Origin of the sequence: Cognatazoarcus halotolerans (assembly GCF_009800965.1) — a bacterium.
Taxonomy (GTDB): Bacteria; Pseudomonadota; Gammaproteobacteria; order Burkholderiales; family Rhodocyclaceae; genus Cognatazoarcus; species Cognatazoarcus halotolerans.
This window is the reverse complement of record NZ_WUAF01000004.1, coordinates 89628-109116: the sequence shown is the minus strand read 5'-3', so window position 1 is coordinate 109116 and position 19489 is coordinate 89628. Positions and strand designations below refer to the sequence as shown.

The following is a 19489-nucleotide window of genomic DNA, read 5'->3' as shown; positions in this document are numbered from 1 at the left end:
TCCGATAAGAAAACGAGCGCGGCCAGGCGTCGCGCCTTCCCACGGAGAGGACCTTGAACACACTCAGCGCAGTATTCCGGCGCGCTGCGCCGTTTGGCCTGCTCGCTGCCCTGGCGGCGGGAGCGGCCAGCGCCGCCGACGGCGAAAAGATCTTTACCCAGGGCGGCAGCAATCCCGCCGCGACGGCCTGTGCCAGCTGTCACGGGCCCCAGGCCCATGGCCTTGGGGCCGCAGGTTTCCCTGCATTGGCGGGTACTTCGTCCGTCTATCTGGCCAAGCAACTGCATGATTTTCGCAGCGGTTCCCGCGCGAACGCGGTGATGCAACCGATTGCCGCGGCACTGTCGGAGGCCGAGATTGCAGCGGTTGCCGCTACGCTGGCGGCCATGCCGGGCCCCACGGTAAAGCCTACCAGTCGCGCCGATGCGGTGGCCGGACCGGGTGCCGAACTTGCGCTGCGCGGCGCCTGGGACCGCAACATCCCGGAATGCGTGGCCTGTCACGGACCGGGCGGTGAGGGCGTGGGCACGACCTTCCCGCCGCTTGCCGGGCAGTCCCCCGAATATCTCGCCGCCCAGCTCAATGCTTGGCGTGCGGGTACGCGCAACAACGATCCACATGCGCTGATGGGCCACATCGCCCGTTCCATGACCGAGGACGAGGTGAAGGCCGTGTCCGCATATTTCGCCAGCCTTGGCCAGTGGGGGGCACCGCAATGAGCCGCAAATCGAGCCTCTTCGTACTGGGCCTCAGCCTTGCCCTGCCGGCGCTTGCGGCCGGGGTCGCGATGGACGACCAGTCCCAGCTCACCCCGAAGCCCACGGCCGCGCCCGCAGGGTTCCAGCCACCGCGAGAGAGCGAACTGCCGGACAACGCTTTCGGCAAGCTGGTGCGCGAAGGCCACGCCATCTTCGTCGACACCCAGACCTACGCTGCCGAGTACGTCGGCAACGGCCTCAACTGCACCAACTGCCACCTCGAGCAGGGCCGCAAGGCCGATTCGGCGCCGTTGTGGGCGGCTTACCCGATGTATCCGGCCTATCGCAAGAAGAACGACAAGGTCAATTCCTATACCGAGCGCATGCAGGGCTGCTTCCAGTTCAGCATGAATGGCAAGGCGCCACCGACCGACAGCAAGGTGCTGAGCGCGCTCACCGCCTATTCCTACTGGTTGTCCACCGGTGCGCCGATCGGCAAGGAGCTGCCCGGCCGTGCCTACCCGACGATCCCCCAACCCAAGGGCGGCTACGACATCGCCAAGGGCAAACTCGTCTATGCGCAGAACTGCGCGATCTGCCACGGCGAGAATGGCGAAGGCCAGAAGGCCGGCGCTCACTACGTGTTTCCGCCGCTGTGGGGCAAGGATTCCTTCAACTGGGGAGCCGGCATGCACCGCATCAATACCGCGGCGGCCTTCATCAAGCAGAACATGCCGCTCGGCAAGGGCGGCACGCTTAGCGATGACGATGCCTGGCATGTGGCTGCCTACATGAACAGCCACGAACGGCCGCAGGATCCGCGCCTCGTCGATGGCTCGATCGACAAGACCCGTGAGCGCTACCACGCCAACGACGGCGTGAATCTCTACGGCGTGAAGGTCAATGGCGTGCTGCTGGGGCAGGGCACCGACTGAGCGGCGAGACCTGACAAGGTGCAACGGCTCGGGGCCCCGGCGCCGGGCCGTGCTTCGTGGCGGTCTGCGGCGCTGCTGCCGCCCGGGCCCGCTAGCGCGTATCGGTCTTGCTTGCCGGCCGGGCCGCGGGTGGAAACTGTCGCCCCGGTGGTTCGATCTCCGGCTCGAGATGTGGCCGCATCAAGGTTTCGAACCACTCGATGAACGCGCTCAGCCGGCGCGATCGTTGTCGCCGGTGCGGATAGACGAGCGACACCTGCATCGGCGGCGGGCGGAATGCCGGCATGACTTCCCGCAGGTTTCCCTTGTCGAGCAGATGCTGCACGTCGAAGCGCGGGATCTGGATCAATCCCATCCCGGACCGGCAGCAGGCAATGTAGCTCTCGGCGTTATTGACGATCACGCGGCTGGGCAATGAGCGTTCCCGCAGCTCGCCCGAGACGACATATTCCCAGGGCAGTTCCCGCCCGGTCGAGGCCGATGCGTAGCCGACCGACCAGTGACCTTCAGCCAGCTCATCCGGCTTCGTCGGCGTCCCATGTTCCTGCAGATAGCCGGGGCTCGCGCAGTTGATCAGGGCGATGGCGCCGAGCGGGCGCACCACCAGGCTGCTTTCCTGGAGGTGGCCGAAGCGCACGGCACAGTCCACGCCTTCCTGAACCAGGTCGATCGCGCGGTCGGTCGAGCCAAGCGCCAGTTGCAGGCGCGGATAGCGTCGCAGCAGGCCCGGCACCGCGGGCGCAACGAGGCGCCGCGCGATACGGCTTGGCACATCCACGTTGAGCCGGCCCGAAATCTTGCGCTGATCGGCATGAAACAGCTGGTCGATCTCTTCGGCATCCGCCAGGAACAGGCGTATGCGATCCAGCAACTGAGCGCCGTCCGAGGTGAGCCGCACCTGCCGCGTCGTTCGGTGCAGCAGACGGGTGCCCATGGTCGTTTCAAGCTGCTGTATGGCGGCGGAGACCGAGGCGCGAGGCATCTCCATGGCATGGGCAGCCTTGATGAAACTGCCCATCTCGGCAACCTGCGCGAAAACGCGATACTGATCTAGCTTGTCCATCTGCGCCTTTTACATGCTCCTGACCGGATAGGAAACCGCGTCCGGTCGGTTGCGCCTCACCCGGCGAAGCCGCCCGCCTCTAGAAAGGCCTGCTCTTCGTGTGTCGTCCGACGTCCCAGTATGGCGTTTCGGTGCGGGAAGCGGCCGAAGCGGCGGATGATGTCGCGGTGCCCTTGCGCATGGGCAAGCCAGGGTTGCCCGAGGTGCGCGTTAAGCTCGACCGACACGTCCTGGTCGTCCGCATTCTCCGAGTGGGCGAAGGGCAGGCAGAAAAACAGCCTCAGCTCGGAATCGATGGCGGCCATGTATCCGGCAGCACGCGCCTCGCGCGCGAAGTGCCGCGCCAGCGGGTCGGTCGCATACATGTGAGGCGTGCCACGAAAGGCGTTGCGCGGAAACTGATCGAGGAGGATCAGCAAGGCCAGCGCACCTTCCGGCGTACCGGCCCAGTCGTCGCATCGACGACCTGCCGCGGACAGATACAGGTCGAGAAAATCCTCGCGGAAACGCCGGTCGAACGCCGCATCATGGCTGAACCAGTCTGCGCGGGCGGCTTGCCAGTAGCGAAGCGTTTCACTGGCACCCGGTGCGGCATGCCGTTTTCGTGCATCTGCGCGGGGGCGATTCCGCCGCGGAAGGCCGTTTGATGCAGCGTTGCCCGACATTGCCGGGAGGAAGTGAATCACGATTGCGAGAAGGACCAGATGGCGAACGCGGCGAGCGCAGCCGGCACCAGAAATACGATTAGCAGGATCGGAAACTCTTCGCGCATGCTGTAGCCCGCATGGCTGACGCCCACCCACATATTCACCGCCGCCACCAGCAGCCAGGCCGGTATGAAGATCCTGGCCGCCAGCGCCATGCCGGCCGCACTCGCACCCCACAGCCAGCCAAACAGGACGAAGATGCCAAGAAGGGCCACACCGCCCCCAATAACCATCAGCACATGCATGTAGAGCTCTCCTTCGTTTCCGGGACAACGAGCGGGCCCCCGGGCTGCTGCGGACTACGCCCGGGCGCGCTCGCTTCGATCCTGCCCCGGTGTTGATGATGCCGCGACGTCCGGCGATACCGGATCCAAAGCGGGATGCGCGACCGATCGAGCGCATCCCGGACAGTCGCTTACTTGGTCGTGTAGCCGCCGTTGATGAGAATCGTCTGCCCGGTAATCCACCAGCCGTCCGACACCAGGTGACGGATGAAGGGCACCACGTCTTCGATGTCGGTCAGGCCGGTTCTGCTGAACGGTGAAAGTGCGGCGGCCGTCTTGTGGTAGGCCACTGCATCGGCGCCTTCGGCAGGGTAGAAGAACGGCGTATCCATCGGGCCGGGGCCCACGGCTGTCACCGAAATGCCCCGCTCGCCGAATTCCTTGGCGGCTGCGCGGGTGAAATGCTCGACCGGCGCCTTGGTGCCGGCGTAGGAGGCATAGAACGGCGTGAAGGCGCCAAGCAAAGACGTGACCAGCGTGCAGATCTTGCCGTTGTCGTTGAGATTTCTGCCGGCCTCCTTGAGAAAGAAGAAGGCTGTCTTGGCGTTGACCGCGCTCATCTCGTCGTACTCGGCCTCGCTGATTTCGACGATCGGCTTCTTGAGCACCTTACCCACCGTGTTGATGGCGATGTCCGGCCTGCCCACGGCAGCGATCGCTTCGGCGAACAGTTTCTCCATCGCACCGGCGCTCGTCAGGTCGGCCTGGATAGCGACGGCCTTTGCGCCGGCGGCCTCGACCGCGGCAACGGTCGCATCGGCGTCGTTCCTGGAACTGGCGCTGTTGTAGTGAATGACGACAGCCTTGGCGCCCTGCTGTGCCAGGTCACGCGCGATCAGGCCACCGAGGTTCTTGGCTCCGCCGGCGATGATGACGGTCTTGCCCTTGATGGAATGGTCTGCCATGGCGATCTCCTTGAATGCTTGGTTGGAGATGCGAGTCTAGACACTCATGACGACGAGATAAGCCGCGGCTGCCTGAATAGACTGTCCAGAGATTCCGCCCAATACGGCCAGATGCGACTGGCGGGGCGCTTTCACCTGGCAGGTGAGCAGGGCAGCGTACCGGAGGCGTTCATGCCGGAGTGATGAACCCAGGAAAACGCAGCCGTGGGGGCCAGGCTACTTCCCGAGCAGATCCCGGCAGTCGTCGCAGGCAAAGAACCAGCGCTGTGCGTCACAGCGGACCATTCCGGTCATGGCTGCGCTGATCTCGAAATCGCAGGGGGCTCCCTTGTACCGGAGCGTGCCTTCGATCTTGCACGGCGCGAGCGGGTAATTGTCTGCCAGGGCTTTTTCACTCATCCGCTTCGCCCTTCGAAAGAAGGCGTGCGCCGCATCGTTGGAAAGGCCTACATCCGCCGTGGTGCAGGCGGCGGGGGCGGTCGATGTGAAGTCCGCAACATAGACGTCGGTGATTCGCACCGTATCGAAGCGCCCACCGACGGTTGCGCAGGCCGCGAGCACGAGGGTAGCCAGCGCAATGAGCAGCCGTGTCATTGCCATGTTGCGCTCGCAGCTTCGCCCGGATGCTTGTAGGACACCAGGGGATGTCTGAACACGTCGCCGCCATCCAGCGAGAAGTGGATGTAGAGCTGATCAAGCAGCCATTGCAGGCTGTCGAGCTGCTGGCTCGTCAGTGCTTCGTAGGCGGTGTCATCGAGGTGCCGCCCTACCAGTTCGATTCCAATCGAATCTCCATTTACCGGAAACCGGTCCGGCCAGGTCTTTTGTCGTTCGAGCTGATCGATAGCCTTGATCCGCGCCGCCCAACCCAGTGCCATTGCTTCTGCCAGACGGGCATCCCTGCACTGCACGCCCCGCAGTTCGAGGCAGCGAGACCTGAACAGCCTTCCTACGTGATAGCAACGCATCCTGAGACTCGCCGTCTGGATGATCCGCCCACCCTTCGCGATCAGGAAATGCGCCCCGTTGCCCCCGCTCCAATACGCAGTCAAGGTCGACTGTGCCGAAGATGAATCGGCCTGATGCAGCACGATTGTGTGCACATCGCCCAATGCTCCATGTTCGATGTGCGAATAGCGCTGCGCTTGAGCGGGGCGACGAGCATGCCATTGCTGTCAAGTCTGGACATCGGGATGGCCGGGTACTGGAGAAGGGTTCAGGGTATGACAATGAGATTGCAGGTGCAGACGGCCGCAAACCTTCCCGTCGGCTTCGCCCCGGTCAATACCGCCATTCCTCGTGGCGAACCGGCAGTTCATTCCGCTGCGCCCTCAGTTCGCGGCACTGGGGCAAACGCAGATCCATGAGCGTGTGGAAGCGCTCGTTGTGGGTCGCCTCGATCAGGTATTTCATGCGGTGCGTGACGAAATGTCGGGCCCAGAAGAGCTAGGAGCAGCAGGTGTGCTCGTCTTGCACCTGCGTCGAACGTCACAAAACGGTCACTTGATCGCGAGCAATATTTCGATATTATTCGAAACATGGAAACGTTAAGCGCCGCCGAACGACTTGCTGCCCTGGGGCATGAATCCCGCCTTGCCATCTTCCGCCTGCTGGTGGAGGCCGGGCCGGGTGGTGTGAATGCCGGGGCGATCGGCGAGCAGCTTGGCATGGCGCCGGCAACGCTTTCCTTTCACCTTGCGCATCTCGCGCGGGTGGGACTGATCAAGGGGCAGAAGGAAAGCCGCTTCATCCATTATTCGGCCGATTTTGCGGCGATGGATGAGCTGATTGCCTATCTCACCCGCAACTGCTGCCAGGGCGAGGCCTGCCTGCCGACGGTTGCTGTGGGCGATGGCACTGACGAGCGGTGTACGGCCGCGTGTACTTCGGGAGAGCGTGAATGAACGAGCGTGTATTCAACGTGCTTTTTCTCTGTACCGGCAATTCGGCTCGCAGCATCCTTGCCGAGGCGATCTCAATTTTGCCGGCAAGGGCCGTTTTCACGCATACAGTGCGGGCAGTCATCCAACCGGCCGCGTGAACCCGTTTGCGCTGGAATGGCTGCAAAGGCAGGGGCTGCCTTCAGGATCCCTGCGCAGCAAGAGTTGGGGCGAATTTGCGCAGTCGGACTCGCCGCGGCTCGATTTCGTGTTTACCGTCTGCGACAACGCCGCGGGCGAAATCTGCCCGGTGTGGCCGGGGCAGCCGATCACCGCCCACTGGGGCATCGAAGATCCCGCCGCGGTCGATGGTGACGACGCGGCTCGGCGCCATGCCATCTCGAAGGCCTTTCATCAACTCAATTGCCGCATCGGCCTGTTTACCGCGTTGCCGCTCGCGAAACTGGGCGCAGTGGCGCTCCAGCGCGAACTCGACGGTATCGGCCATTCCCAAGATCCGGATAACCAGGCCGAAAAAGCGGCGGCATCTCCAACCGGTACCCAAACCCTATGACCACGTTGAAAACCGTACTCGTACTTTGCACCGGCAATTCCTGTCGCTCCCAGATGGCGGAGGCGATTCTCAATCACGAGCTTGGCGCGCAGGTGCGAGCGATCTCGGCCGGCACGATTCCGCAGCCGAAGGTGGCCGACGGGGCCATCTCCGCCCTTCGCCTTGCCGACCTACCCACCGAGGGGCTTCACCCCAAGGATGTGGATGCAGTCATGAACGAGCCGATCGACCTGGTGGTGACGGTGTGCGACAACGCGAAGGAGAGCTGCCCGATCTTTCCGCGGCCGGTGCCACGCATCCATCAGCCGTTTCACGATCCGCACGGTGAGCCGCTGGAAAGTTTTGAGCGGGTGCGCGACGAGATTCGTTCGCGGCTGGTGCCGGCGGTGCGCGAAGCGCTTGGCCTTTGAAGAAGTTGGGGAAGCAAGATGTCCGTTCAATGTGAAGTGACCGGGAAGGTCGTGACCGGGGCGCCGATCAGTTTCTTCGAGCGCTATCTCACGCTGTGGGTGTTCCTGTGCATTCTGGCCGGCATCGTGCTGGGCAAGTTTGCGCCGGCGGTGTTCCAGGCGGTGGGTCGCATGGAGGTGGCGCAGGTCAATCTGCCGGTGGGCGTGCTGATCTGGGTGATGATCATCCCGATGCTCATGAAGATCGACTTCGGCGCCTTGCATGAGGTGCGTCAGCAGAAGGCCAGCATCGGCGTGACGCTGTTCGTGAATTGGGCGATCAAGCCTTTCACCATGGCCTTGATGGGCTGGATCTTCATCCGCCACGTGTTTGCTCCGTGGCTGCCGGCCGCGCAGCTCGACAGCTACATCGCCGGGCTGATCCTGCTCGGCGCGGCGCCCTGTACCGCGATGGTGTTCGTGTGGAGCAATCTGTGCCGCGGCAATGCCAATTTCACGCTCACCCAGGTGGCGCTGAACGATCTGGTGATGGTGGTGGCCTTCGCGCCGATCGTCGCGCTGTTGCTCGGGGTGTCGTCGATTCCCGTTCCCTGGGAGACGCTGCTGCTGTCGGTGGTGATGTACATCGTGATTCCGCTGGCCATCGCCCATGCCTGGCGCAGCCGCCTCATGGCGCGCGGCAAGCAGGCTTTCGTTGCGGCGCTGGCGGGCATCCAGCCCTTTTCCATCGTCGCGCTGCTGGCGACCCTGGTGCTGCTGTTCGCTTTCCAGGGTCAGACCATCATTGCCCAGCCGGCGATCATCGCCATGCTGGCGGTGCCGATCCTGCTGCAGACGCTGCTGATTGCGGCGCTGGGCTATCTGCTGAACCGCAGGCTCCATGTACGCCACGATATCGCCGGGCCGTCGACCATGATCGGTGCGTCCAACTTCTTCGAGCTTGCGGTGGCGGTGGCAATCGTGCTCTACGGTTTCGATTCGGGCGCCGCGCTGGCCACCGTGGTGGGCGTGCTCATCGAGGTGCCGGTGATGCTGTGGCTGGTGAAAATGGTGATCTCCACCAAGCGCTGGTACGAAGCAGGCATCTGATCCGGCGCCGGGCCGGGGGTGCTCCTCAGCGTCCGCCCAGCACCGGGAAGAGCTGGTGCAGGCCTTCCGACATGACCTCGACCGCGATCGCGGCGAGGATCAGGCCCATCAGCCGGGTCATCACGTCGATGCCGGTCTGGCCCAGGAAGCGGCCGATGCGTTCGGCCGCGGAAAACACCACGTAGGTCACCAGCCCGATGATGACCGCGTAGAGCAACAGGACGCCGAGCTCCCACAGGTGTTTCGATTTCTCTGCGTAGATCACCATGGTCGAGATGGTGGCCGGGCCGGTGAGCAGCGGAATGGTGAGCGGTACCACCGCGATGCTGGCGCCCTGGTCGGCGCGGTTCGCGCCCTGGTCCACGTCTTGCTGTTTCGATTCGGCGGGTTCGGCGTGCAGCATCTGCACCGCGCTCATCAGCAGCAACAGGCCGCCGCCCACCTGGAAAGACGCCAGCGTGATGCCGAAGAATTCGATGATCCTGAGGCCGAGCAGTGCGCTGACCGCCAGCACCACAAAGGCGGTAAAGGCTGCCACGCGTGCAGTGCGCGCCTGGTGGGCAGGCGAGAAGCTGCTGGTGAAGTGGATGAAGAAGGGCACCACACCGATCGGATTGACGATCGCGAGCAGGGTGATGAAGGGCTTGATGAGTGATTCCATGTTCCGGATTCCCGCGGGGATCGACGGCGCGGCTGCGTCGTCGAGGTCGCACATCTTAGCCGATCGGCTGACCTCGACGGGCGCTCATCCCAGTCCGGCTGCCTGGCGGTAGTCGCTGGCCGCTGACAGCAGCCAGTCGCGGAATTCCGCTAGCGTGGCGCTTTCCGCCTTGCGCTCCGGGATGATCAGGTAATAGGCCTTTTCGCTCAGGTAGGCGTGGTCCAGCGGTATCACCAGGCGGCCGCTGGAGAGTTCCTCCTCGATCAGGAAGGGTGGGATCAGCGCGACCCCCATGTGGTGAATGGCCGCCTGCGCCAGCATCGAGAAGAGTTCGTGGCGGGTGCCGGTCATGTCGTGACTCAGCTGCATGCCGAGCGAGCCGAACCACTGCCGCCAGGCGTAAGGCCGGGTGCTCTGTTGCAACAGCGGCAGGGCGGCGATGTCGGCCGGGCCGAGGCTGCGCCCCGGCGGCGCGAGGCGGGCGCTGCACACCGGCACCGGGTTTTCGCGCATCAGGAAATGCGCTTCGGTGCCGGGCCAACCCGCATCGCCAAAGTAGAGCGCCGCGTCGAACTCGGTTTCGGCGAAGAGGAAGGGGCGGGTGCGCGGGGTGAGGTTGATGGTGACGTCCGGATTGCGGTCGAGGAATTCGGTCATGCGCGGCATCAGCCAGCGCGTGGCGAAGGTCGGCATCACCGCCAGCTCGATGGTCACCCCGCGGCCGTGGTGGGCCATCACCGACAGGGTGTCGCGCTCCACCGCGTCGAGCCGTGCCGAGATCTGCCGGCTGTAGGAGAGCCCTGCCTCGGTGACCTTGACGCCGCGGCGGGTGCGGCGGAACAGGCGTACGCCGAGGAAGTCTTCCAGACTCGCGATCTGGCGACAGATGGCGCTCTGGGTCAGCGACAGTTCTTCGGCGGCGCGGGTAAAGCTCTCGTGACGCGCGGCGAGTTCGAAGGCCATGAGTGCCGTGGTGCTGGGGATCTTGCGTCGCATCGTGCGCTCCTGAAGTGTGTCGATGGCAACTGTTGCCTGTCTTCCCCGCTGATGCTCGGCTGCCAATGGCCGATTGTCGCACTTCGAAGTGAGTTTTTCGCACAAATAGGTGCTGAATTCTCGTTTGCTCCAGCTTGCCGCGGGGGATACAGTGGCCGCGGTTGCCAAGTGGCAAGGCAGACATCCGACACCGATAGACGCGAGGAGACAGGTATGGCTTCGAACAGGAACACCTTCAACTGGGCAGACCCGCTGCTGCTGGACCAGCAGCTCACCGAAGAAGAGCGGATGATCCGCGACACCGCGCGCGCCTACTGCCAGGAGCGGCTGCTGCCGCGGGTGCAGGAAGCCTTCCGTCACGAGAAGACCGACCGCGAGATCTTCAACGAGATGGGCGAACTCGGCCTGCTCGGCCCGACCATCCCCGAAGAGTACGGCGGCGCCGGCCTGGGCTACGTGGCCTACGGCCTGATCGCCCGCGAGGTCGAGCGGGTCGATTCGGGCTACCGCTCGATGATGAGCGTGCAGTCTTCGCTGGTGATGGTGCCGATCAACGAGTTCGGCAACGAAGCGACCAAACGCAAGTACCTGCCCAAGCTCGCCACCGGCGAATGGGTCGGCTGCTTCGGCCTCACCGAACCGAACCACGGTTCCGACCCCGGCAGTATGGTTACCCGTGCGCGCAAGGTCGACGGTGGCTACAGCCTGTCCGGCAGCAAGATGTGGATCACCAACAGTCCGATCGCCGACGTCTTCGTGGTGTGGGCCAAGGACGACGAAGGGCAGATCCGCGGCTTCGTGCTCGAGAAGGGCTGGAAGGGGCTGTCCGCCCCGGCGATCCACGGCAAGGTGGGCCTGCGCGCCTCGATCACCGGCGAGATCGTGATGGACGAAGTGTTCTGCCCGGAAGAGAACGCCTTCCCGACGGTGCGCGGCCTCAAGGGCCCGTTCACCTGCCTCAACTCCGCCCGCTTCGGCATCGCCTGGGGCGCGCTCGGCGCGGCCGAGGCCTGCTACGAGACGGCGCGTCAATACACCCTGGACCGCAAGCAGTTCGGCCGCCCGCTGGCGGCCAACCAGCTCATCCAGAAGAAGCTCGCCGACATGATCACCGAGATCACGCTGGGCCTGCAGAGCTGCCTGCGGGTGGGTCGGATGAAGGAAGAGGGTACGGCGCCGGTGGAGATCACCTCGATCATCAAGCGCAACTCCTGCGGCAAGGCGCTGGATATTGCCCGCACGGCGCGCGACATGCTCGGTGGCAACGGCATCTCGGACGAGTTCTGCGTGGCGCGTCACCTGGTGAACCTGGAGGTGGTGAACACCTACGAGGGCACCCACGACGTGCATGCGCTGATCCTCGGCCGCGCGATCACCGACATTGCCGCCTTCGCCAACTGATCGCCGTCTGCTGTGCAGGCCCCGCTGCCGGGTGTCTGTACAGCAGCGGGTCCGGCACTGGCGTGTAGTCGGTGCGTATCTTGATAGAGGAGGTCGCCATGCCCGGTGCACTCTCACACATCCGCGTACTCGATCTTTCCCGCATCCTGGCCGGCCCCTGGGCGGGGCAGATCCTCGCTGATCTCGGCGCGGACGTGATCAAGGTGGAGCGGCCGGGGGCCGGTGACGACACCCGCAGTTGGGGGCCGCCCTACCTCAAGGATGCGGCGGGCGAGGACACGCCGGTCGCTTCCTACTTCCTGTGCGCAAACCGCAACAAGCGCTCGGTCACGGTGGATATCACCTCGGAAGAGGGCCAGCGCATCGTGCGCGGCTTGGCCGCCGAGTCCGATGTGGTGCTCGAGAACTACAAGCTCGGTGGCCTGGCGCAGTACGGCCTCGACTATGCGTCGCTGTCGAAGCTCAACCCGCGCCTGGTGTATTGCTCGATCACCGGCTTCGGCCATGACGGCCCCTATGCGGCACGGGCCGGTTACGATTTCCTGATCCAGGGCATGGGCGGGCTGATGAGCATTACCGGCCGGCCCGATGGGGAGCAAGGTGGCGGGCCGATGAAGGTCGGCGTGGCGCTCACCGATATCCTCACCGGGCTGTACGCCGCCAACGCGGTGCAAGCCGCCTTGCTCTGGCGCGAGCGCAGCGGTCTTGGTCAGCACATCGACATGGCGCTGCTCGACGTGCAGGTTGCTGCGCTGGCCAATCAGGCAATGAACTACCTCACCACCGGTCGCTCGCCCACGCGGCTGGGCAATGCGCATCCGAACATCGTGCCCTACCAGGATTTCCCGACCGCGGATGGCTACATGATTCTGGCGATCGGCAACGACGGGCAGTTCGGGCGTTTCTGCGAGGTGGCAGGCGAACCCGGACTCGCCGCCGATCCGCGCTATGCGAGCAACAAGGCCCGGGTGCAGAACCGCGCGACCTTGATCCCCGCGCTGAATCGCCTCACCGTGCAACGCACGACAAGCGAGTGGGTGTCAGCGCTGGAGGCGGTGGGCGTGCCGTGTGGCCCGATCAATACGCTTGAAGATGTGTTCGCAGACCCGCAGGTCGAGGCGCGCGGTCTGCGCGTGGACATGCAGCATCCGCTCGTCGGCAAGGTGCCACAGGTCGCCAGTCCGATGCGTCTGTCGGCGACACCGGTGGAATACCGCAAGGCGCCGCCGCTCGTCGGTGAGGACACCGATGCGGTACTCGCGCAGTTGCTTGGCCTGAGCGCAACGGAAATCGAAGGACTCAGAAGCCGCAAGGTCATCTGAGTCCAGGCTGCCGGGCGCACCGTCGCGGGTGTGCCCGGTTGTATTCATTCGCTAGGGGTTGGCGGTTTCGGGGTCTTGTTGGCGGGTTTGCGGCGCTTGCTGCGGTTGGCGCCGGCAGGCCGGCCTTCACCCTGTGGCCCACCCTGGGGCGCCGGGTTACCACCGGCACCCGGCAACTGGCCTCCCGGGGCGCCCTGGTTCGGGTTGGGATTGCCGTTGCCGCCGCCACCGGGGCCACGCGGCCGGTTCTGGCGGCCGCCGCTGCGACCCTGTCGCCCGCCGCCACCACCACCGCCCATGTTCTTGCCCTGCGGGCGCATCGGGTTCGAGCCGTCTATGCGGTTGCCCGGTGCAAGCTGAATCTCGAGTTCGATGATCTCGTCCCACAGCTCGTCGCTACGATCCCGTTCCGGAACGGAGAGTAGTTCCCGAAGCCTGCGTTGAAGTTCTCGGTCCTGTTCGTTCAAGACGATTTCACTTAGGTATGTTGAGTCGGGTCGGACAAGGCATTCGTCTGCGTGCCCGAATGGTGTCACGACATCTTAGCGATCAATGAAATCCGTGCCAAATGGCCGCGATCCGGCCGCCGGAAATCAGTTCGTGGAGGGATTGTAGTCCATGCGGGCGCATGGCTGGCGTGCATCTGGTTACGCGGCGTCGTACGAGATGACGAAAAGCCCGGCACGAGGCCGGGCGCGGACAGACTGCAATGCCGGTCAGACCGGCATGTTCATGATGTCCTGGTAGGCGGTGACGAGCTTGTTACGGACCTGCACCATCTGCTGGAAGGACAGGTTGGCCTTCTGCAGATTGACCATCACGTCCTGAATATTCACGTTCGGGTCGCCGGCCGAAAAATCCTTGGCCATGCCCTGCGCTTCCTTCTGGGCGGCGCTGACCTGGTCGAGTGCGTTCTGCAGTACCGCGCCGAACTCGACGCCGCCGGCCGCGGGCGCATCCTGCGCGGTCTTGCCGGCCGCAACCTGCGAACTGGCACGCAATTCGCCGAGCATCTGGTCGATTCCGCGGGTATCCATCGTTTTCTTCTCCGGCCTTCAAGGCTGTTTCGGGTAACTCAAAGCAACGCCTGTGCCAAGCAAGTGGATGTAGCCCCCGCGGGGGCTTCCGGCACCCGCCGACGCCTTGTCTCGAATCTGCCCGCGATCAGTCCACCGGGTGGCCTTCCTCGCGGTATTGCTGGAGTTTGTAGCGTAGGGTCCGCTCGGAGATGCCGAGTTTTTCGACCGCGCGCTTGCGCGATCCGCCGACTGCGCGGAGCGTACCGAGGATGTGTTCGCGCTCCAGATCCTTCATGTTTGCGGGCGGCTGGGCGGCAAGATTTGCCGGCGAGGCGGAAAACATTGCCGGATGGGCCGCCGGGGTTGCCGCCGGCAGGGGGCTGCCTGGCTGCCCCATTGCGGCCGGGTTCCACTGCGGCAGGCACAGGCCCACTGTGTCGGCGCCGATCGCATCGCCACCGGCCAGGATCTGCGCGCGCTGCATGGTGTTCTCGAGCTCGCGGATGTTGCCGGGCCAGTGGTAGCGGCCGAGCAGTGCTTCCGCCTCGGGCGAGAGCCGGGCGCTGCGCTTGAGGCGGGCTGCATGAAGCGCGACGAAATGGCGGGCCAACGGCAGGATGTCGCCGGGGCGCTCGCGCAACGCTGGGATGTTGAGCGGGAATACGTTGAGGCGGTAATAGAGGTCCTCGCGGAAGCGTCCCGCGGCAACTTCCGCGGCCATGTCGCGGTTGCTGGTGGCGAGCACGCGGATGTCGAGCGCCACGGGTTTCTTGCCGCCGACGCGCTCGACTTCGCGTTCCTGCAGCACGCGCAGCAGCTTGGCCTGTAGACCGAGCGGCATCTCCGAGATTTCGTCGAGCAGGATGGTGCCGCCATCGGCCTGTTCGAACTTGCCAGGCTGGGCGCTGGCGGCGCCGGTGTAGGCGCCCTTTTCGTGGCCGAACAGCGTGGCTTCGAGCAGGTTTTCGGGAATCGCCGCGCAGTTGATGGCGACGAAGGGCTTGGCGGCGCGCGGTGAATGGGTGTGGATGTAGCGTGCGAAGACCTCCTTGCCGGTGCCTGACTCGCCGCACAGCATTACTGTGGCATCGGTCTCGGCGACTCTTGCGGCGAGCGCCAGCAGGTTACGGGTTACGGGGTCCTCGGCGATGGCGTCATCGCGATCCGCGGTGCTGACCGCGTAGCGCCTGATGTGTTCGAGAAGCGTTTGCGGCTCGAAGGGCTTCATGAGGAAGTCGCAGGCGCCACCGCGCATTGCGGCGACCGCCTTGTCGACGTCGCCGTAGGCGGTCATCAGCAGCACCGGCAGCTGCGGCAGGCGCTTGCGGATCGCGCCGAGCAGTTCGAGGCCGTCCATCGGCTGCATGCGCAGATCGCTCAGCACCAGATTGAAGGCCTTCCTCTCGAGTGCCTGCAGTGCGGCTGGCCCGCCGTCGACACCGAGTGGCTGGTGGCCCGCCAGCTCGAGCGTCAGGCACACCGCATCGCGCAGGGCGGCGTCGTCTTCGACGACGAGGATGTCGAGTTTGTCGCTCATGCTTGGGTTTCCGTCTGTTCGGCGAGCTCGGCCGCGAGCGGCAGCTTGAGGGTGAAGGTGGTGCCGCGTCCGGGTGCTGAGGCGATGGCGATATCGCCGCCGTGGCCGCGGGCGACGCCACGGGCGATCGCGAGGCCGAGCCCGGTGCCTTCGGCGCGGGTGGTGAAGAAAGGCTGGAAGATGCGCTCCTGGAGCGCCGCGTCCATGCCGCAACCGGTGTCGCTGACGTGGAAACTCACTTCGCCCCCTTCCAGTACCGCGCCGAGCGATACCGCACCGCCGGCCGGCGTGGCCTGCACCGCATTCTCGAGCAGGTTGGTGAGTGCGCCGGCGAGCGACTTGCGATCCCCGTAGAGCGTCGCGTCGCCGCATTGGCAATCTTCACTGAAGCCCACCTGCCGGGCACGGGCGACGGGCTCAAGGGTGTGAGCGAGTTCGGCAGTAAGTTCGCAGACGTTGAAGCGCTGGCGGCCGAGACTGTCGCCCCGCGCGAACAGCAGCATGTCGCGGATCAGCCGCTCGAGGTGGCGCAGGCGCTCCATGCTGCGCTCGGCAACCCTGGCCCGTTCGGCCGGACCGAGTTCCACGCTGCCGAGGTTGGCGACGTAGAGCAACGCGGCGGACAGCGGCGTGCGCAGCTGGTGGGCGAGGCCCGCGACCATCTCGCCCATGGCCGCAAGGCGCTCGTTGCGCTCGGTGGCGAGCCGCATGCGGTGGGTGTCGGTGATGTCATGCAGCAGCACGATGTGACCGTCACCCGAGTCGAGCCTGGTGCGCGTCACCGATATCCGGCGGGCCGCCTCGTCGCGGTCGAGCTGCCATTCGCCGGGCGTTTCGGTGGCGTCGAGGCGGGTTTCGAGCGCGCTCCAGCGCTGACCCGTGAGGGCGGCGCCGAGGAGCCGCGTCGCGGCGCGGTTGGCCTCGAGGATGCGACCCTCGCGATCGAGCACCAGGACGCCCGCGGGCAGCGCGCCCATCAGCACGGTAAGCCTTTCGGTGAGCTGGCTGACCTGTCCCTGCAGCGCGTTGTAGGCGGACGAGAGCTCGTCCGAAGCGCGGCTGAACGCGGCGAAGGCCTGCGTCAGCTCGGCTGCGCTGATTGCCGGTGTGCTGGCGGCTGCCTCGCTTGCGATCGGGTTGTCTGTGGCCATGGCGGCATTTTCCATTGCAGTGGCCGCAGATTAGCTTGCGGGCCTGCTGGGCCGAGCGGCAAATAGGCGGCAAAAAATGCCGCTTATTCCCGAATGGCGCTTGACTGCGCGGCATCAGAATGCCCTCACCCGGAAAAGGCTTTAGAGCAAGGAACCCAAAATGGCTACCGCCGACGAAGCGCTTGCAGCTCCGCCTGCATCGCCGCTCCAGCAGATGGCGCAGAACTTCAGCAATCTCTCGCAGCGCCAGAAGCTGGCCGGTGCGGGCGCGCTGGCGTTTGCGATCGCGCTGCTGGTGGGGGTGTGGCTGTGGAGCAGCAAGCCGGATTACCAGGTGTTGTTCTCCAATCTGGAGGAGCGTGACGGCGGGGCCATCGTGACTGCGCTGCAGCAGCAGAACGTTCCCTACACCTTTTCCGAGGGCGGCGGCGCCATCCTGGTGCCGGGCAACATGGTGCACGACGTGCGCCTGAGACTGGCAGCCCAGGGGCTGCCGCGCGGCGGCCTGGTAGGTTTCGAACTCATGGAGAACCAGAAACTCGGGCTGTCGCAGTTCAACGAACAGGTCAATTTCCAGCGCGCCCTCGAGGGCGAACTGTCGCGTACGGTGCAGGCTATCGCCAGTGTCTCGAGCGCGCGGGTGCACCTGGCCATCCCCAAGCAGACCGCCTTCCTGCGCGACGAACAGAAGCCGACCGCCTCGGTGTTCGTGAATCTCTATCCCGGGCGGGCGCTCGATCCTGCGCAGGTGGCAGGCGTAGTACACCTCGTCGCCTCGAGCGTGCCGCAGCTCTCGCCGGAAATGGTGAGCATCGTCGATCAGTCCGGCAAGTTGCTGACCCAGAAAGCCGATCCGCTGCGCATGGCGGGGCTGGACCCGACCCAGCTCAAGTACGTGGACGAGCTCGAGAAGGGATACGCCGATCGTATTCGCACGATTCTGCTGCCGCTGGTGGGCGAGGGTAATTTCCGCGCGCAGGTCACCGCAGACGTGGATTTCGACCAGACCGAACAGACTGCCGAGACCTACAAGCCCAATCCGTCCCCGGACCAGGCGATCCGCAGCCAGCAGACCGCCGAGACGCAGAGCCGCGATGCCGGCGCGCAGGGCGTGCCGGGCGCACTGACCAACCAGCCGCCGGTGCCGGCGACTGCGCCGATCACCAATCCGGCGGTGCCGGGGGCCGCGGCCAACGGGCAACTGCCGCAGAACAGTTCCCGCAACGCCACCATCAATTACGAGCTCGACAAGACGGTTGCCCATGTGCGCCGCGCGCTCGGGCAGGTCAAGCGCCTGTCGGTCGCGGTGGTGGTGAATCACCGCACCACCACCCAGCCCAACGGGCGCACCGACACCACGCCGCTCAGCGATCAGGAGATCGAGCGGATCACCAACCTCGTCAAGGAGGCCGTCGGGTACAACCAGGCGCGCGGAGACACGCTCAACGTGGCGAGCAGCGCATTTGCCGAAGTGGCGAAGACCGAGGAGCCGGCGCTGCCGATCTGGAAGGACCCGGAGAACATTGCGCTTGCGAAGGAAGGTGTTAAGTACCTGTTGTTGCTTGCGGTTGTCGGCTTCGTTGCCCTGGGCGTGATTCGTCCGCTCATGAAGACCGTGACCAAATCGCCCGAAGACGAGGCTGCCGAGGCGGCCGCGGCCGAAGAGGGCGAGGCGGGCTACGAGGGCGAGGGAGGCGAAGGTGGAGAAGGCGCCGAAGTCACGCTCACGCCAGAAGCCGCCGCGGCGCAGAAACTCGAAGAGAAGCTCGCCAGGGCCCGGCAGCTGGCACGCGACGATCCCAAGGTGATCGCCAACCTGATCAAGGAATGGATGGGAAGCAATGAGCAGCGATGACGGACTGGAGCGCAGTGCCCTGCTGCTGATGACGCTGGGTACCGACGAGGCGGCCGAGGTGCTCAAGATGCTCGGCCCGAGGGAGGTGCAGAAACTCGGCGCGGCGATGGCGGCCATGCCTTCGCAGGGGCGGGACAAGGTCGAGGCGGTGCTCGACCTGCTCGACGCACACGCGCTCAAGGGCAAGCCGGTCGAGGCCGATCACGAGCAGATCAAGGCGATGCTGACCAAGGCGCTTGGCGACGAGCGCGCCGGGCATCTGATCTCGCGCGTCCTGCAGGGTTCGGATACGGCCGGGATCGAGAGTCTCAAGTGGATGGACGCGGCGACGGCGGCCGATCTCATCAAGAACGAACATCCGCAGATCATCGCCACCATCCTGGTGCACCTCGAATACGACCAGGCCGGAGAAATCCTCAAGAATTTCCCCGACCGGTTGCGCAATGACGTGGTGCTGCGCATCGCCACGCTCGACGGCGTGCAGCCGGCGGCGCTCAAGGAACTCAATGACGCGCTGACCCGCATGCTCTCGGGCGCGACCAACGTCAAGAAGGCCGCCATGGGGGGCATCCGCCATGCTGCCGAGATCCTCAACTTCGTCGGCTCGGCGGCGGAGACCGCGACGATCGACAATGTGCGCGAATACGACCCGGACCTCGCCCAGAAGATTCTCGACGAGATGTTCGTCTTCGAGAATCTCATGGATGTAGACGATCGCGGCATCCAGAGCGTGCTGCGCGAGGTGCAGTCCGATTCGCTGATCATCGCCCTCAAGGGCGCGCCGCCGGAGCTGCGCGAGAAGATTTTCAAGAACATGTCGCAGCGTGCTGCCGAGATGCTGAGGGACGACCTCGAATCGAAAGGGCCGGTGCGACTCTCCGAAGTCGAGGCCGAGCAGAAGGAGATCCTCAAGATCGTTCGCCGGCTGGCCGAGGAAGGTACGCTGGTGCTGGGCGGCAAGGGAGGCGACGATGCCTTCCTGTAACGCCGGCGAGGCGGTGC

At 65.0% G+C, this 19489-nt stretch carries 23 protein-coding genes; 10 read left to right on the top strand and 13 right to left on the bottom strand.

The annotated features are described in order from the left end of the window. The first annotated feature begins 53 nt into the window (after positions 1–53). Both GQB03_RS06970 and GQB03_RS06965 read left to right on the top strand, forming a co-directional pair. Positions 54–719, top strand: coding sequence for a c-type cytochrome (locus GQB03_RS06970; protein WP_235026979.1), 666 nt, complete (start codon positions 54–56; stop codon positions 717–719). Further along, positions 716–1633, top strand: coding sequence for a c-type cytochrome (locus tag GQB03_RS06965; protein WP_159686543.1), 918 nt, complete (start codon positions 716–718; stop codon positions 1631–1633). Before GQB03_RS06970 ends, GQB03_RS06965 begins: the two co-directional genes overlap by 4 nt. Positions 1634–1724: 91 nt before the next feature. Here GQB03_RS06965 and GQB03_RS06960 read toward each other — a convergent pair whose 3' ends face one another. The 7 genes from GQB03_RS06960 to GQB03_RS23415 all read right to left on the bottom strand — a co-directional run bounded on the left by GQB03_RS06960 (position 1725) and on the right by GQB03_RS23415 (position 6005). Then, positions 1725–2696, bottom strand: a complete 972-nt coding sequence (locus tag GQB03_RS06960; RefSeq protein WP_159686540.1) for a LysR family transcriptional regulator — start codon at positions 2694–2696, stop codon at positions 1725–1727. Positions 2697–2752: 56 nt separating this feature from the next. Next, positions 2753–3382: a DUF924 family protein gene (locus tag GQB03_RS06955; RefSeq protein WP_200832135.1), complete on the bottom strand. Its 630-nt coding sequence runs from the start codon at positions 3380–3382 to the stop codon at positions 2753–2755. Continuing rightward, entirely contained in the window at positions 3379–3648 is a 270-nt protein-coding gene (locus tag GQB03_RS06950; RefSeq protein ID WP_159686537.1) for a hypothetical protein, read from the bottom strand. Before GQB03_RS06950 ends, GQB03_RS06955 begins: the two co-directional genes overlap by 4 nt. Before the next feature lie 170 nt (positions 3649–3818). Next, positions 3819–4592 carry an SDR family oxidoreductase gene (locus GQB03_RS06945; protein WP_159686534.1) on the bottom strand — a complete coding sequence of 258 codons (774 nt, stop codon included), beginning with the start codon at positions 4590–4592 and terminating at the stop codon, positions 3819–3821. Positions 4593–4808: 216 nt separating this feature from the next. Continuing rightward, positions 4809–5192, bottom strand: coding sequence for a hypothetical protein (locus tag GQB03_RS06940; RefSeq protein ID WP_159686532.1), 384 nt, complete (start codon positions 5190–5192; stop codon positions 4809–4811). Next, positions 5183–5695: a peptidoglycan recognition protein family protein gene (locus GQB03_RS06935; protein ID WP_200832134.1), complete on the bottom strand. Its 513-nt coding sequence runs from the start codon at positions 5693–5695 to the stop codon at positions 5183–5185. The genes GQB03_RS06940 and GQB03_RS06935 overlap by 10 nt, the downstream gene beginning before the upstream one ends. Positions 5696–5873: 178 nt before the next feature. Then, positions 5874–6005: a hypothetical protein gene (locus tag GQB03_RS23415; RefSeq protein WP_268817526.1), complete on the bottom strand. Its 132-nt coding sequence runs from the start codon at positions 6003–6005 to the stop codon at positions 5874–5876. Between the two features lie 125 nt (positions 6006–6130). Here GQB03_RS23415 and GQB03_RS06930 point away from each other — a divergent pair, with 125 nt between their 5' ends. Genes GQB03_RS06930 through arsB form a run of 4 tightly spaced genes read left to right on the top strand, consistent with a single transcriptional unit; the run spans position 6131 to position 8545 of the window. Then, entirely contained in the window at positions 6131–6496 is a 366-nt protein-coding gene (locus tag GQB03_RS06930) for an ArsR/SmtB family transcription factor (RefSeq protein WP_159686530.1), read from the top strand. Beyond that, a complete protein-coding gene (locus GQB03_RS06925; RefSeq protein ID WP_456064407.1) occupies positions 6432–7046 on the top strand; it encodes an arsenate reductase ArsC in 615 nt (204 codons plus the stop codon). The genes GQB03_RS06930 and GQB03_RS06925 overlap by 65 nt, the downstream gene beginning before the upstream one ends. Beyond that, positions 7043–7456: an arsenate reductase ArsC gene (locus tag GQB03_RS06920; RefSeq protein WP_159686528.1), complete on the top strand. Its 414-nt coding sequence runs from the start codon at positions 7043–7045 to the stop codon at positions 7454–7456. The genes GQB03_RS06925 and GQB03_RS06920 overlap by 4 nt, the downstream gene beginning before the upstream one ends. 18 nt (positions 7457–7474) lie before the next feature. Further along, positions 7475–8545, top strand: coding sequence for an ACR3 family arsenite efflux transporter (arsB, locus tag GQB03_RS06915; protein ID WP_159686526.1), 1071 nt, complete (start codon positions 7475–7477; stop codon positions 8543–8545). A 25-nt stretch (positions 8546–8570) separates the two neighbouring features. On the opposite strand, the gene GQB03_RS06910 is transcribed toward arsB, so the two are convergent. Both GQB03_RS06910 and GQB03_RS06905 read right to left on the bottom strand, forming a co-directional pair. Continuing rightward, positions 8571–9206, bottom strand: coding sequence for a MarC family protein (locus GQB03_RS06910; RefSeq protein ID WP_159686523.1), 636 nt, complete (start codon positions 9204–9206; stop codon positions 8571–8573). An 84-nt stretch (positions 9207–9290) separates the two neighbouring features. Next, on the bottom strand, positions 9291–10202 hold the full coding sequence (locus GQB03_RS06905) for a LysR family transcriptional regulator (RefSeq protein WP_159686521.1): 912 nt from the start codon (positions 10200–10202) through the stop codon (positions 9291–9293). A gap of 213 nt (positions 10203–10415) precedes the next feature. On the opposite strand from GQB03_RS06905, the gene GQB03_RS06900 reads away from it, so the two are divergent. Both GQB03_RS06900 and GQB03_RS06895 read left to right on the top strand, forming a co-directional pair. Beyond that, positions 10416–11603 carry an acyl-CoA dehydrogenase gene (locus GQB03_RS06900; RefSeq protein WP_159686519.1) on the top strand — a complete coding sequence of 396 codons (1188 nt, stop codon included), beginning with the start codon at positions 10416–10418 and terminating at the stop codon, positions 11601–11603. A gap of 98 nt (positions 11604–11701) precedes the next feature. Next, positions 11702–12925 (top strand): CaiB/BaiF CoA transferase family protein, encoded by a 1224-nt coding sequence (locus GQB03_RS06895; protein WP_159686516.1) that lies wholly within the window; start codon positions 11702–11704, stop codon positions 12923–12925. 44 nt (positions 12926–12969) lie between these two features. Here GQB03_RS06895 and GQB03_RS06890 read toward each other — a convergent pair whose 3' ends face one another. The 4 genes from GQB03_RS06890 to GQB03_RS06875 all read right to left on the bottom strand — a co-directional run bounded on the left by GQB03_RS06890 (position 12970) and on the right by GQB03_RS06875 (position 16632). Continuing rightward, positions 12970–13392, bottom strand: a complete 423-nt coding sequence (locus GQB03_RS06890) for a hypothetical protein (protein ID WP_159686514.1) — start codon at positions 13390–13392, stop codon at positions 12970–12972. A gap of 249 nt (positions 13393–13641) precedes the next feature. After that, positions 13642–13962: a flagellar hook-basal body complex protein FliE gene (gene fliE / locus GQB03_RS06885; protein WP_159686512.1), complete on the bottom strand. Its 321-nt coding sequence runs from the start codon at positions 13960–13962 to the stop codon at positions 13642–13644. Positions 13963–14089: 127 nt separating this feature from the next. Further along, positions 14090–15481 (bottom strand): sigma-54-dependent transcriptional regulator, encoded by a 1392-nt coding sequence (locus GQB03_RS06880; protein ID WP_159686509.1) that lies wholly within the window; start codon positions 15479–15481, stop codon positions 14090–14092. Next, a complete protein-coding gene (locus GQB03_RS06875; RefSeq protein WP_159686507.1) occupies positions 15478–16632 on the bottom strand; it encodes a sensor histidine kinase in 1155 nt (384 codons plus the stop codon). The genes GQB03_RS06880 and GQB03_RS06875 overlap by 4 nt, the downstream gene beginning before the upstream one ends. A gap of 160 nt (positions 16633–16792) precedes the next feature. Here GQB03_RS06875 and fliF point away from each other — a divergent pair, with 160 nt between their 5' ends. Both fliF and fliG read left to right on the top strand, forming a co-directional pair. Beyond that, complete coding sequence (fliF, locus tag GQB03_RS06870) at positions 16793–18487, top strand: flagellar basal-body MS-ring/collar protein FliF (RefSeq protein WP_159686504.1); 1695 nt, start codon at positions 16793–16795, stop codon at positions 18485–18487. Then, positions 18474–19472 carry a flagellar motor switch protein FliG gene (gene fliG, locus GQB03_RS06865; protein ID WP_159686501.1) on the top strand — a complete coding sequence of 333 codons (999 nt, stop codon included), beginning with the start codon at positions 18474–18476 and terminating at the stop codon, positions 19470–19472. Before fliF ends, fliG begins: the two co-directional genes overlap by 14 nt. Positions 19473–19489: the final 17 nt, after the last annotated feature.

Bases quoted from the DNA above. Each gene is read 5' to 3' on its own strand.
- GQB03_RS06965 (WP_159686543.1), top strand. From the start codon at position 716: ATGAGCCGCAAATCGAGCCTCTTCGTACTGGGCCTCAGCCTTGCCCTG.
- GQB03_RS06960 (WP_159686540.1), bottom strand. From the start codon at position 2,696: ATGGACAAGCTAGATCAGTATCGCGTTTTCGCGCAGGTTGCCGAGATG.
- GQB03_RS06950 (WP_159686537.1), bottom strand. From the start codon at position 3,648: ATGCATGTGCTGATGGTTATTGGGGGCGGTGTGGCCCTTCTTGGCATC.
- GQB03_RS06945 (WP_159686534.1), bottom strand. From the start codon at position 4,592: ATGGCAGACCATTCCATCAAGGGCAAGACCGTCATCATCGCCGGCGGA.
- GQB03_RS06940 (WP_159686532.1), bottom strand. From the start codon at position 5,192: ATGGCAATGACACGGCTGCTCATTGCGCTGGCTACCCTCGTGCTCGCG.
- GQB03_RS23415 (WP_268817526.1), bottom strand. From the start codon at position 6,005: ATGAAATACCTGATCGAGGCGACCCACAACGAGCGCTTCCACACGCTC.
- GQB03_RS06930 (WP_159686530.1), top strand. From the start codon at position 6,131: ATGGAAACGTTAAGCGCCGCCGAACGACTTGCTGCCCTGGGGCATGAA.
- GQB03_RS06920 (WP_159686528.1), top strand. From the start codon at position 7,043: ATGACCACGTTGAAAACCGTACTCGTACTTTGCACCGGCAATTCCTGT.
- arsB (WP_159686526.1), top strand. From the start codon at position 7,475: ATGTCCGTTCAATGTGAAGTGACCGGGAAGGTCGTGACCGGGGCGCCG.
- GQB03_RS06910 (WP_159686523.1), bottom strand. From the start codon at position 9,206: ATGGAATCACTCATCAAGCCCTTCATCACCCTGCTCGCGATCGTCAAT.
- GQB03_RS06905 (WP_159686521.1), bottom strand. From the start codon at position 10,202: ATGCGACGCAAGATCCCCAGCACCACGGCACTCATGGCCTTCGAACTC.
- GQB03_RS06900 (WP_159686519.1), top strand. From the start codon at position 10,416: ATGGCTTCGAACAGGAACACCTTCAACTGGGCAGACCCGCTGCTGCTG.
- GQB03_RS06895 (WP_159686516.1), top strand. From the start codon at position 11,702: ATGCCCGGTGCACTCTCACACATCCGCGTACTCGATCTTTCCCGCATC.
- fliE (WP_159686512.1), bottom strand. From the start codon at position 13,962: ATGGATACCCGCGGAATCGACCAGATGCTCGGCGAATTGCGTGCCAGT.
- GQB03_RS06880 (WP_159686509.1), bottom strand. From the start codon at position 15,481: ATGAGCGACAAACTCGACATCCTCGTCGTCGAAGACGACGCCGCCCTG.
- GQB03_RS06875 (WP_159686507.1), bottom strand. From the start codon at position 16,632: ATGGCCACAGACAACCCGATCGCAAGCGAGGCAGCCGCCAGCACACCG.
- fliF (WP_159686504.1), top strand. From the start codon at position 16,793: ATGGCTACCGCCGACGAAGCGCTTGCAGCTCCGCCTGCATCGCCGCTC.
- fliG (WP_159686501.1), top strand. From the start codon at position 18,474: ATGAGCAGCGATGACGGACTGGAGCGCAGTGCCCTGCTGCTGATGACG.